General features: G+C 41.2%; 9 protein-coding genes. 1 reads left to right on the forward strand and 8 read right to left on the reverse strand.

What is annotated here, in order from left to right:
• Positions 1-22 precede the first annotated feature (22 nt).
• From odhB to sdhC, 6 genes are all read right to left on the reverse strand, one after another.
• A complete protein-coding gene (gene odhB / locus A923_RS0113575; protein WP_017222220.1) occupies positions 23-1,210 on the reverse strand; it encodes a 2-oxoglutarate dehydrogenase complex dihydrolipoyllysine-residue succinyltransferase in 1,188 nt (395 codons plus the stop codon).
• A gap of 21 nt (positions 1,211-1,231) precedes the next feature.
• Complete coding sequence (gene sucA / locus A923_RS0113580) at positions 1,232-4,048, reverse strand: 2-oxoglutarate dehydrogenase E1 component (protein WP_017222221.1); 2,817 nt, start codon at positions 4,046-4,048, stop codon at positions 1,232-1,234.
• A gap of 117 nt (positions 4,049-4,165) precedes the next feature.
• Positions 4,166-4,882, reverse strand: a complete 717-nt coding sequence (locus tag A923_RS0113585) for a succinate dehydrogenase iron-sulfur subunit (RefSeq protein WP_017222222.1) — start codon at positions 4,880-4,882, stop codon at positions 4,166-4,168.
• 14 nt (positions 4,883-4,896) lie between these two features.
• Positions 4,897-6,678: a succinate dehydrogenase flavoprotein subunit gene (gene sdhA / locus A923_RS0113590; protein WP_017222223.1), complete on the reverse strand. Its 1,782-nt coding sequence runs from the start codon at positions 6,676-6,678 to the stop codon at positions 4,897-4,899.
• The gene (gene sdhD / locus A923_RS0113595; protein WP_017222224.1) at positions 6,679-7,023 is read right to left on the reverse strand and encodes a succinate dehydrogenase, hydrophobic membrane anchor protein; all 345 of its coding nucleotides are present in this window, start codon (positions 7,021-7,023) and stop codon (positions 6,679-6,681) included.
• Positions 7,017-7,403, reverse strand: a complete 387-nt coding sequence (sdhC, locus tag A923_RS0113600) for a succinate dehydrogenase cytochrome b556 subunit (RefSeq protein ID WP_017222225.1) — start codon at positions 7,401-7,403, stop codon at positions 7,017-7,019. Before sdhC ends, sdhD begins: the two co-directional genes overlap by 7 nt.
• A 383-nt stretch (positions 7,404-7,786) precedes the next feature.
• Here sdhC and A923_RS0113605 point away from each other — a divergent pair, with 383 nt between their 5' ends.
• Positions 7,787-9,076 (forward strand): citrate synthase, encoded by a 1,290-nt coding sequence (locus A923_RS0113605; RefSeq protein ID WP_017222226.1) that lies wholly within the window; start codon positions 7,787-7,789, stop codon positions 9,074-9,076.
• A 220-nt stretch (positions 9,077-9,296) separates the two neighbouring features.
• On the opposite strand, the gene A923_RS0113610 is transcribed toward A923_RS0113605, so the two are convergent.
• Both A923_RS0113610 and A923_RS0113615 read right to left on the reverse strand, forming a co-directional pair.
• Positions 9,297-12,737 (reverse strand): PAS domain-containing hybrid sensor histidine kinase/response regulator, encoded by a 3,441-nt coding sequence (locus A923_RS0113610; RefSeq protein ID WP_017222227.1) that lies wholly within the window; start codon positions 12,735-12,737, stop codon positions 9,297-9,299.
• A gap of 19 nt (positions 12,738-12,756) precedes the next feature.
• Entirely contained in the window at positions 12,757-13,188 is a 432-nt protein-coding gene (locus A923_RS0113615) for a hypothetical protein (RefSeq protein WP_017222228.1), read from the reverse strand.

Raw genomic sequence — 13,188 nt, forward strand, 5'->3', positions numbered from 1 at the left:
AACTAAATAAGTAAACTAAAAATTATACATCTAAAAGAAGACGAGTTGGGTCTTCTAATAAGTTTTTGATTGTTACTAAGAAACCAACAGACTCTTTACCATCAACTAGGCGGTGATCGTAAGAAAGTGCTAGGTACATCATAGGTTGAATAACAACTTGACCATCAACGGCCATTGGGCGATCTTGGATTTTGTGCATACCTAAGATTGCGCTTTGTGGTGGGTTGATGATAGGTGTAGACATCAATGAACCAAATACACCACCGTTTGTAACCGTAAAGTTACCACCAGTAAGATCTTCAATTGACAGTTTACCGTCACGACCTTTAAGGGCTAATTGACGAATGTTCTTTTCGATATCAGCAAGACTCATCGTATCGCAATCACGTAATACCGGTGTAACTAGACCACGTGGTGTTGAAATAGCGATGCTCACATCAAAGTAGTTGTGATAAACGATGTCAGTACCATCGATTGACGCGTTCACTTCAGGGTAACGTTTTAGTGCTTCAACAACGGCTTTCACATAGAAAGACATGAAGCCTAAACGGATGCCGTGACGTTCTTCAAATACGTCTTTATACTGTTTACGAATATCCATGATAGGTTTCATGTTGATTTCGTTAAACGTTGTTAGCATTGCCGTTGAGTTTTTAGCTTCTAATAAACGCTCAGCGATACGCTTGCGAAGACGTGTCATCGCAACACGTTTTTCACTACGGCCCGCTTGAAGTTCTACTGGTGCAGTAACAACAGGTGCTGGCGCAGCGGCTTTTGCAACTGGCGCTACAGCTGGTGCTGCTAATGCTTTTTCAACATCTTCTTTGGTGATTAAGCCATTTTTGCCAGTACCAGTGATCTTCGCAGCGTCTAAACCGTTCTCTGCAATAAGACGACGAACAGCAGGACTTGCGTCTACTGGTTCTTCGCTTGCTGCAGCAGGTTTATCTTTTGTTTCTTCACCAGCGACAGCGCCAACTTTTAATCGACCAATCACTTGCTGACCAAGAACCGTTGCGCCTTCTTCTTCAAGAATTTCAACAAGAACACCAGATTCAACTGCTGGAACTTCTAGAATAACTTTATCGGTTTCAATCTCTACAATTACTTCATCACGTTCAACAGCATCGCCAGGGCGTTTGTGCCAAGTTGCTACCGCTGCGTCCGCTACTGATTCTGGTAGTACAGGTACCACAATTTCAATTGTCATTTTCATAATTCCTTTAATAAACTATTTCTGCGCAACAGTAAGAGCATCTTCAATAAGTGCTTGCTGTTGTTTTGTATGTACAGACATATAACCGACTGCTGGTGATGCTGATGCAGCACGTCCAGCGTAACTTAGCTTAGCGCCTTGCGGGATAGCTTCCCAGAAGTGATGCTGACTTGAATACCAAGCACCCTGGTTCTGAGGTTCTTCCTGACACCAAACAAACTGTTCAACATGTTGATATTCAGCGAAGACAGCTGCAATTTCCGCATGTGGGAAAGGATAAAGCTGTTCAATACGCACAATAGCAACATCAGTTTGACCTGTTTTACGACGTGTTTCGAGTAAATCGAAATACACTTTACCGCTACACATCACAACACGTTTAACTTGCGTTGAGTCAAGTACATCAATTTCACCAATGATATTTTGGAACGTACCGTCAGCTAGCTCAGACAAGTCGGAAATAGCGAGTGGATGACGTAACAATGATTTAGGTGTCATAACGATTAATGGACGACGCATAGGACGTACAGTTTGGCGACGAAGCATATGATAAACTTGCGCTGGTGTACTCGGTACACACACCTGCCAGTTATGCTCAGCACACATTTGCATATAACGTTCTAGACGTGCAGATGAATGCTCAGGACCTTGTCCTTCATAACCATGTGGTAACATCACTGTTAGACCACACATACGACCCCATTTCTGTTCACCAGAAGAAAGGAATTGATCAAATACAACTTGTGCACCATTGGCGAAATCACCGAATTGTGCTTCCCAAATAGTCAAACCACTTGGTTCAGTTGTCGCATAACCATATTCAAACGCTAATACCGCTTCTTCAGATAATACTGAATCGTGGATAGTTAACTCACCTTGATCAGGTTTTAAATTGGCTAATGGTGTATACGTACTTGCGTTTTCTTGGTTGTGTACAACAGCATGACGATGGAAGAAAGTACCACGGCCAACATCTTGCCCAGTAATACGTACTTTATAGTTATCATCAAGCAATGTTGCATATGCCAATGTTTCAGCAAAACCCCAATCACACGGTTTCTCACCGTTTGCCATTGAAATACGATCGTTGTAAATTTTCTGCACACGAGATTGAATCTTATGTCCTTCAGGTACAACTGTCATTTTCAATGCAAGCGCAGCAAGTTTATCTTGAGGCACTTGTGATTGATAAGGCATATCCCATTCGTGTTTTAAGTATGGGTTCCAATCAACTGAGTGCTGCTGCATTGGACGCCATTCTTTAACGACACATTCACCACCGTCAAGCAGATCACGATATTCGTTAATGAAACCTGTCGCTTCAGCGGCATCAATCACGTTTTCATTGACTAACTGCTCAGCGTAGATCTTACGTGGCGTTGGGTGTTGCTTAATTTTTTTGTACATTAATGGCTGTGTTGCACTCGGCTCATCGGCTTCATTATGGCCGTGGCGGCGATAACAAACTAAATCGATAACCACATCACGCTTAAATGTATTACGGTAATCAAGCGCAATTTGAGTAACCAATACAACAGCTTCAGGATCATCTGCATTTACATGGAAGATGGGAGCCTGAACCATTTTTGCGATATCCGTACAGTATTCTGTAGAGCGCATATCTTTTGGATTCGACGTTGTAAAACCAACTTGGTTATTAACAACAATACGTACAGTACCACCGATACCATAAGCGCGTGTTTGCGACATATTAAATGTCTCAGCCACAACACCTTGACCAGCAATTGCAGAATCACCATGAATTGTGATAGCCAGTACTTCGTCACCATTTGTGCTACCAAGACGTTCTTGACGTGCACGAACAGATCCCATGACTACTGGGTTAACAATTTCTAAATGCGATGGATTAAACGCAAGAGCTAAATGTACATTACCGCCTGGGGTATTAAAATCTGAGCTGAAACCTTGGTGATATTTAACGTCACCCGCTCCCCATACGTCACTGTGTTTACCGGCAAATTCATCAAACAGATCAGCTGGTTTTTTACCAAGTACGTTAACCAGCATATTCAGTCTGCCGCGATGCGCCATACCAATAACTGCTTCTTTGATACCTTGTTCACCACTACGACGAATTAATTCTTTCATCATTGGAATTAGTGCATCACCACCCTCGAGGGAGAAACGTTTTGCACCAGGGAACTTAGCACCAAGATATTTTTCAAGACCTTCGGCAGCGGTTAAGCTGTCTAAAAATCGTAATTTATCTTCTTTTTCAAATTCTGGACTGCTTTCAACAGACTCTAAACGACTTTGAATCCAACGCTTTTCTTCTGTAGAGACAATGTGCATATATTCAGCAGCAATTGAACCACAGTAAGTTTTTTGTAGCGAAGCATAAAGGTCACTTAGTTTCATGCTTTCTTGACCAATCGCGTATGAACCAACATTAAAATTGGCATCAAAATCGGCATCAGAAAGAGTGTGATATGCAGGGTCTAGGTCTTGTACACGATCGCGTGCCCATAAACCTAATGGGTCTAAGTTGGCATGCTGGTGACCACGGAAACGGAAAGCATTAATTAATTGTAATACTCTAACTTGTTTCGCATCGTTATGCGGGTCGCTGACTTGCGCTGCATAGCGAGAGGTGTCTTTCGCAAGACGAATGAAATAGTCCTTAACTGGACCATGTGGAACTTCTTTAGTCGCATTATCAACTTTAGGTAGACCTAAAAATACAGTTTGCCATTCTTCGCCAACTGAATCAGGATCTGCTAAAAATTGCTCATATAAATCTTCAATATATGTCTGGTTCGCACCGGCTAGATGAGAGGATTCTAACCAGGCTTTCATGACGTTATTCTGCATTCTCTGCCCTTTTTACTTTAAATGTCCACCGCGCCAGAGATGGTAGCAAAGATTTCAAATTACTAGGCCATTCCCAACGGAATGACCATTGTAACTAAAAACTAACAAAAAACATTGCTACACCGCACGTTGTAGTAACATAGATTTAATATTACCGATTGCTTTTGTAGGATTTAGACCTTTAGGACACACGTTTACACAGTTCATAATACCGTGACAACGGAATACACTAAACGCATCGTCTAATTCTGATAAACGTTGGTCTGTTGCTGTGTCACGACTATCAACTAAGAAACGATAAGCCGCTAATAAACCAGCAGGACCCACGAACTTATCAGGGTTCCACCAGAATGATGGGCATGATGTTGAACAACATGCACATAAGATACACTCATATAAACCATCTAACTTCTCACGATCTTCAGGTGACTGAAGGTTTTCGCGAGACGGTGGAATAGCACTTTCGTCTGTAATTAAGAACGGTTTAATACGTGCGTAGTTATCATAAAACTGCGACATATCAATCACGAGATCTCGGACCACTGGTAAACCAGGAAGCGGGCGAATAACGATCGTATTGTTCATATTTAAATCAGACAAAGGCGTGATACATGCTAGGCCATTCTTGCCATTCATGTTAACACCGTCAGATCCACACACACCTTCACGACAAGAACGACGGAAAGATAATGATGCATCTTTTTCTTTTAACAGAATTAGCGCATCAAGCACCATCATGTCAGAACCTTCAGGTACTTCAAGGCTCATTTCTTTCATTTTAGGTTTGCTATCAACATCAGGGTTATAGCGATAAATTGAAAATTTAACTTGCATAGGTATCCCTTAGGTTAATAAACACGTGCTTTCGGCACAAAGTGTTTCAACTGTTCTTCAGTCAATAAGTTAGGTGATAAGTTCACTTCACGCGTAACCATTGTTTCTGATTCAGGTTGATACAGTGAATGGCATAACCAGTTCACATCATCACGATCTGGGTAATCAAAACGACTGTGCGCACCACGGCTTTCTGTACGGAAGTTTGCAGCATGCGCAGTTGCATATGCAGTTTCCATCAGGTTATCCAGCTCTAGACATTCAATACGTTGAGTATTGAATTCTGTAGATGTGTCATCTAAGCGTGCATTTTGTAAACGTTTACGAATTGTACGTAACTCTTCAAGACCTTCGGCCATTGAATCACCTTCACGGAATACCGAGAAGTTAAGTTGCATACATTGTTGTAAATCTTTACGGATTTGCGCAGGATCTTCACCGTCTTGATTATTTTCCCAACGGTTTAAACGTTCAAGTGATGCATCTACGTTTGCGTCAGTTGCTTCTTGTGGCTCTGGAATAGTATCCAGCGCAGTACCAAGATAGTTACCAGCAGCACGACCAAATACAACCAAATCAAGCAGTGAATTACCACCTAAACGGTTCGCGCCATGTACTGATACACAAGCGATTTCACCAACAGCAAATAAACCAGCAACAACTTCCATGTTACCTTCTTCATTACGTGTTAGTACTTCACCGTTAACATTCGCAGGTAAACCGCCCATCATGTAGTGACACGTTGGAATTACTGGAATTGGTTCTTTAACTGGATCAACGTGAGCGAACGTACGAGATAGCTCACAAATACCTGGTAGACGAGATTCAAGTACGTCTTCACCAAGGTGATCAAGTTTCAATTTAAGGTGTGGACCCCAAGGACCATCACACGCACGACCTTCACGAATTTCAGTCATCATTGAACGAGCAACAACGTCACGACCAGCAAGATCTTTTGCGTTTGGCGCATAACGTTCCATGAAACGTTCGCCATCTTTATTTAGTAAGTAACCGCCTTCACCACGACAACCTTCAGTTACAAGTACACCTGCACCTGCAATACCGGTCGGGTGGAACTGCCACATTTCCATATCTTGTACTGGGATACCAGCACGAATAGCCATACCAACACCGTCACCAGTATTAATGTGTGCATTCGTTGTAGAAGAATAGATACGACCTGCGCCACCTGTAGCAAATACAGTCGCTTTAGACTTGAAGTAGCAAATTTCACCTGTTTCAATGTCCATCGCTGTACAACCAGTGATGATACCTTCGTCATTTTTAACGAGGTCTAACGCATACCATTCAGAGAAAACTTTCGTTTCATTCTTAATGTTTTGTTGATACAGAAGATGAAGTAATGCATGACCAGTACGATCGGCAGCAGCAGCAGTACGAGCCGCTTGTGCGCCACCGTATGCAAGTGACTGACCACCAAATGGACGTTGGTAAATAGTACCATCTTCAAAACGAGAGAATGGTAGACCCATATGCTCAAGTTCTAAAATTGCTTCTGGACCCGTTTTACACATAAATTCGATAGCGTCTTGGTCACCGATATAATCAGAACCTTTAACAGTATCGTACATGTGCCACGTCCAATCGTCTTCGTGTGAATTACCTAAAGCAACGGTAATACCACCTTGAGCAGATACGGTATGTGAACGAGTTGGAAAAACTTTAGATAAAAGTGCACAACTTTTACCTGACTTAGATATTGATAGCGCAGCACGCATACCAGCACCACCGGCGCCAATAACTACTGCATCAAATTCGCGAACTGGAATACTCACTTATAACCCCCAAAGAACAACAAAACCAACAAGCGCATAAATAAATGCAGTGGTTGTTAGAACAAACTGTAATGCACCACGTAAACCGGTTGATTTAACATAGTCAGTTAATACCTGCCATACACCAATCCACGCGTGGATGACGAGAGCGATAAGGGTAAGAAGGGTGAATACTTTATTGCCAGTGCTTGCAAAAAAATCTGTCCATACTTGATATGTAAGATCATTAAATGCTACAAAACCAACAAAATAAAATGTATAAAGTGCCATAATGATGGCGGTTGCACGGATCATGATAAAATCATGTGTACCACTGCGGCCATAACTTGCTGCGTTAGTTACCATACCATTATCCCCGCTAGGATTGATAAAACAACGGTTGCAACAAAAGATACTTTCGCACTTAATGCACCCGATTCAAGTTCTTCAAAGTAACCCATGTCCATCAATAGATGACGGATACCACCTGCAATATGATATGCAAGTGCTGTTAGGATTCCCCAAAGAATGAATGTACCAAAGAAACCAGACACAATTTCTTGGGCGTTTTGGAAACCTTGTTCAGAAGATAATGATTCTGCTAGTAACCACAACAGGATACCCACAGCAAACAGCATTATTACACCAGAGATACGGTGTAGAATCGATGCGATTGCTGTGATTGGCATGTTGATAGTCTGCAGATCTAAATTTACAGGTCTTTGCTTTTTCACGATATCGCTCACTCAGCTCCATTGAGCATTATTATTATTATGATTCGGATCACAGAATTGTATTATTTTCATAACAAATTCCTTTCAAATGAAAGCCCTTGTTTATTTCTTGTTCAAAGTTCAAATAAAATAACGATTATAAGCACTTACATCATTTGAACAAAATTAAAACAAGGACTCTTAATCCGCGTATAAGTATACCTATATCACAATTTATTTACAATTATAAAAGGTCTTCTCGCAACATTTACGTTAAAATTGAAACATAGGTTAACCTTTTAGTGTTTTTTCTTTGATTATTCTGTAACAAAATTGACATTAGTAAATATTAAAGGTAGCTTTAGCTTCGAATTTCATGAAGAAATCTAACTATAAATAAGCAAAGGAGACGTGCTATGGCTAATCAAAAAGCCACGTTAAACCTACCCGGTCAAGAGCCAGTTGAACTTCCAATTTTATCTGGTACAGCTGGTCACGATGTTATCGACATTCGTACCCTAGGTAGTAAAGGATATTTCACCCATGATCCAGGTTTTATGGCAACGTCATCGTGTGAGTCTAAAATTACTTATATTGATGGTGTAGAAGGTATCCTACTACATCGCGGTTACGCTATTGATGATTTAGCATTTAATGCAGATTATTTAGAAGTTTGTTATATTATTCTTTATGGTGATGCACCAACTAAAGAACAATACGAGCAATTTAAAGCAACTGTACACAAGCATACAATGGTGCATGAGCAATTCGCATCATTCTTTAAAGGTTTCCGTCGCGATTCTCACCCAATGTCTATTCTTTGTGGTGTATCTGGCGCACTAGCAGCCTTTTATCATGATTCACTTGATGTTACTAACCAACGTCACCGTGAAATCTCGGCATTCCGTTTATTATCAAAAATGCCAACAATTGCTGCTATGTGTTACAAATATTCAATCGGTCAACCGTTTGTATATCCAGACAACAGCTTGTCGTATGCTGGTAACTTCTTAAAAATGATGTTCTCAGTACCATGTGAAGAATATGTTGTTAATCCTGTTGTTGAAACAGCGATGGACCGTATCTTTACACTACATGCTGATCATGAACAAAATGCATCAACATCTACTGTTCGTCTTGCTGGTTCATCAGGTGCTAACCCATTTGCATGTATTGCTGCAGGTATTGCGTCACTTTGGGGGCCTGCTCACGGTGGTGCAAACGAAGCTTGTCTAACAATGCTTGAAGAGATTGGCAGCGTTGATCGTATTCCTGAATTTATCGCTCGTGCGAAAGACAAAGATGACCCGTTCCGTCTAATGGGCTTTGGTCATCGTGTTTACAAAAACAAAGATCCACGTGCAACAGTAATGCGTAAGAGTTGTCACGAAGTGCTTAGTGAATTAAACATTTCTGATCCACTATTAGATGTAGCAATGGAACTTGAGCGTATTGCGCTTGAAGACCCTTACTTCATCGAGAAGAAACTATATCCAAATGTAGATTTCTACTCAGGCATTACGTTACGTGCTATTGGTATCCCTGTTTCTATGTTCACGGTTATTTTTGCATTAGGCCGTACTGTAGGCTGGATCGCTCACTGGAACGAAATGTTAAGTCAACCTGGACAGAAAATTGGTCGTCCTCGTCAGTTATATACTGGTGAAGCGCACCGTCCGTTTGAGTCACTTGCTGACCGCGACTAACTAATATAAACGTTTTATGTATATAGCAAAAAGGCTTCTGGATTTATTCAGAAGCCTTTTTTATTACGATCATTATTTCTACAATCACTCAATCACTACAATATAGTTCGGCATTCGCAAATCACAGCTATTTTAGGATAAGCTTACAAGACACTTCCCTACTCGTACTCCTGATTCTAATTACTCACGAGCACAGTCGTAAATCGCCCCATAATGAAGATTAACGACTAAACTGTGTTTGTAGTGATTCAGTTAATTGCGCACTCATCATCGCTCTGAGCGCAGCAGGCTTAACCAGTTTACGTAATAAACCTACGTTAGCCGCAGCGGCCTTATCTGCAATGCCAGCTTCAGTCGTCGCGGTAATAAGGATTGCAGGCGTAGTGGGATTAATTGCTCTTAACGCTGAAATTAACGTTAATCCATCCTCACCATTATCTAATTGATAATCCACTAACAAAATATCGAAATCACACTGCTTAAATAATGCTTTCGCCGTGGTGATTGAATTAGCACCGTAAACCTCACAGTCCCAACTGCTCATCAGCTCTAACATGCCTTCCAAAATAGCCGGATTGTTATCGATACACAGTACAGCGGTCCCAGTCAGGTCCGTCGGAGCAAGAATCGGTACAATATTATCTTGCTGTAACGCGGTCGCCTCGCACAGTTGTAGACTAAAACGACAACCTCGACCTTCAATAGAATCAAGACTCAATTGATGCTGCAGTAATACCGATAGGCTATTACAAATACTAAGTCCTAACCCCAAGCCATCATTCGAACCATTATTGTCCTCTAATTGACTGAATTGTTCGAATACCTTAGCTTGATTTTTTGCCGCAATACCGGGTCCATTGTCTAATAACTGAATACTGATCTGACCACTTTTCCGGCGACAACCGAGCAATACTCGTCCAGGACTGGCATAGCGAAAGGCATTACCAATTAAATTTTGTAATATGCGACGTAGCAGGTGTTTATCGGTATTAACCCAATGCTTTGTCGGCATAATAGTAAAACTCACCCCATGTTGTTTCGCCGCTGCAGAAAACTCGTTAGCAAGTTGGCTAAAGAGATCATTTAGCGCGAATGTTTCAATATGCGGTTTAATACTGCCACTCTCAATACGAGCAACTTCGGCTAAATTAACAATCATTTCATTCGCGACTTTTAACGACAAGTCGATACTCTTCACTTGGCGCTGCTGATGTTCATTTAACGTTGACTGGCTTGCCAGTGCCGATGTGAACAAACGTGCCGCTTCTAGTGGCTGCAATAAGTCATGACTACACACTTGTAAATAATGACTTTTCTTACTCAGTGCTTCATCTGCAACTACCCTCGCCTTGGCTAACTCTTTATTGGCTTTTTCGAGTTTATTGGTGCGCTCAGTAACTCTGGTTTCTAGATCTTGATTAGCTTCTTTTAATACCTGCTCTGCTTGTCTAAATACGGTAATATCGGAAAAAACCATCAAGAAGCCACCATCAGGTAATGGGTTGCCTTCAATTCTAATAACCTTACCGTCTTCACGTAAGCGTTCGGAGTTATGCGACTGTCTTAAACGTAGAAAATCGAGACGTTTTTTTACATGAAACTCAGTATCACCTGCACCACACAAACCGCGTTCGGCATTAAAGCGAATTAATGACTCAACCGAACAACCCACACTCAGAATATCATCAGGATAATCAAACAACATCGCATATTGCTTGTTCCAAGCAACCAGTTCGAGTTCATCATTTACAATCGAGATCCCATCTCTGGTATTTTCTATCGCACTTTTTAACAAATTCTGACTAAATTCTTGGCGATGACTTGATGCGTTACCGACTAATGTAGCGAGTTCATCCAACGCAAAATCATGTCCATCCAATGCTGAATTGAGTACTAAGCGTGCAGATGACGAGCCCATCACACTAGATAAGACTTTCTCGGCATGCTCAAGTGCATATTCCGATTTTTCCTTGGCGGAATAGCCTAAAGTAATCGCGACCTGTTCAAAAGCCTGGAAGCTTTTAGATGCTTTATCGTCACCGACAAACTGCGCGGTCAATAACAGTAACTCATCGATTGATATCGCTTGTCGTTTTGACTTCGCTTTGCGCTTACTTTCCACTAATGATGGCGTTAACTGGCGCTTTAAAAACAACGCCCCCTGTATCCGTTCTTGAATACTCGAACGGGTGACTAAGGATATTAGGATCATCGCGACAATATTAATGGTCAAGCAAAGTAAGTTGATTGCCGTTGAACTTGCAAAAAAAGTGCCTTCGAGTGGCCCTTGATATAAACCCAACTGCGGTAAAAAGTTGAATATAGTCCACAATGAAAAGCCCAGACTGATACCAGTAAACACCCCTTTCAATGTAGCGCGACGCCAATAAAAAGACGCAATTAAGGCGGGTGTAAGTTGTGCTAATGCACCTAATGCCGTCGCACCTAAGCTAGCCAATGCCGTCGGAGGAATAAACAAGAACACCAAGTAACTCAGAAAAATAACAAACATCACTAACACTTTACGAATGTTAAGCAGCTTTAATCTAAACGCATGGTATTGCGTGGGATGTTTATTTTTCTTGAATAGAAACGGGAATACGATCTCATTACTGAGCATGGTACTCAAGGCAATCGTTGAAACGATAACCATAGAGCTTGCTGCTGAGATCGCGCCTAAAAATGCAAACAGTGTTAACCACATTTGATCTTGATACCAAGGTAACACCAATACATACATATCCGCAGGTACGCTGTTACCGAGTAGTAAATAACCCGCTAGCCCCAGTGGTGCAGAGAAAAACGCAAACACCAGTAGGTACAAGGGAAAAATACGACGACTCAACCAAGCATCTTGTTCATCACGTAACTCCACAATCATGACGTGGAATTGCCGCGGTAACACAAAAAATGCGGCCATCACAATAATGATCATACCAAACATCGCGCTTAGATCTGGAAATTGCAATGCACTGGCTAAGTCAGCATTGGCACTGGCTTGTTGCCAGATATCCTGTGGTGAATCAAAGACAATATAACAAATGAAAATACCGACACTGGCAAAAGCAATGATTTTAACCAAGGCCTCAAACGCAATCGCCAGCATAATACCGGGATGACGTTCTGTGACATCAATATTTCGAATACCAAATAGAATACTAAAACCAGCCAGTACAAAACTAGTCACTAGCCCCAGTTGCCATGGCATAAAATCTTGTTGGATTTGTAATTGCTGGAAGGAATAAACAATCGCTTTAATTTGTAAGGCGATATAAGGCATAGTCCCAAGTAACGAGACCATCGTCACCAAGATAGCCAAGGCATGTGATTTACCAAAGCGCGCCGCAAGTAAATCGGCGATAGAGGTTAAATTAAAACTAATACTGGTCTGAATAATACGTTGTAGAAAAGGCCATGCGAAGACAAGCAGTAAGATAGGACCTAAATAAATGGGCAAGTACGAATAAACACTGGTTGCAGCCTGCCCCGTGGTACCGAGAAAACTCCATGAGGTACAATAAACAGAAACGGCAAACGCATAAATTAACGCTTGCCGTTTTCCTTGAATAAGATGACGATATTTATCGCCTAAATAAGCAATCAAAAATAATAACGCGATATAAAAAAAACTTAATAGCATTAACTGCCAATTAGCGAACATAATATAACCTACTAAAAAACTAGAGCAACGTTTCAAATTCGCTGATGTAATTACCGCCTTTAATCGAAGCGATCAATCTTAATTTATAACTTGCCGAGGTAGCGGCTAACTCACGCAGTGGTGTTTGCGCTTGCCAATAATAGTTACTTTGAACTTGAGTCAGAGGGTATGGCGTCGCATTATTATTGCCATCGACCAAAAATAACACTGCTTCATCAAGTGGAAAGGTAGAATTAATAACCGTTGAACCGGCTTTATCAAATACATTAACTTTAAAATCACCGCTTACCAATACGCACTCGCCTGCAAGTACTGCACAAGAAGATTCAGGTATTAAGGTGATTAATTTAGTTTCGTCTGCATCATTTTCAATAAAGTAATCCGATGCAATATAGCCAAATACGGCTAATAATGGCGCGACCAGTACGGCAACTTTAGTATGCTTATTCAT

It is taken from the genome of Moritella dasanensis ArB 0140 (assembly GCF_000276805.1).
GTDB lineage: Bacteria > Pseudomonadota > Gammaproteobacteria > Enterobacterales > Moritellaceae > Moritella > Moritella dasanensis.

Coding starts and splice junctions, on each gene's coding strand:
- odhB (WP_017222220.1), bottom strand. CDS start 1,210: ATGACAATTGAAATTGTGGTACCTGTACTACCAGAATCAGTAGCGGAC.
- sucA (WP_017222221.1), bottom strand. CDS start 4,048: ATGCAGAATAACGTCATGAAAGCCTGGTTAGAATCCTCTCATCTAGCC.
- A923_RS0113585 (WP_017222222.1), bottom strand. CDS start 4,882: ATGCAAGTTAAATTTTCAATTTATCGCTATAACCCTGATGTTGATAGC.
- sdhD (WP_017222224.1), bottom strand. CDS start 7,023: ATGGTAACTAACGCAGCAAGTTATGGCCGCAGTGGTACACATGATTTT.
- A923_RS0113605 (WP_017222226.1), top strand. CDS start 7,787: ATGGCTAATCAAAAAGCCACGTTAAACCTACCCGGTCAAGAGCCAGTT.
- A923_RS0113610 (WP_017222227.1), bottom strand. CDS start 12,737: ATGTTCGCTAATTGGCAGTTAATGCTATTAAGTTTTTTTTATATCGCG.
- A923_RS0113615 (WP_017222228.1), bottom strand. CDS start 13,188: ATGAATAAGCATACTAAAGTTGCCGTACTGGTCGCGCCATTATTAGCC.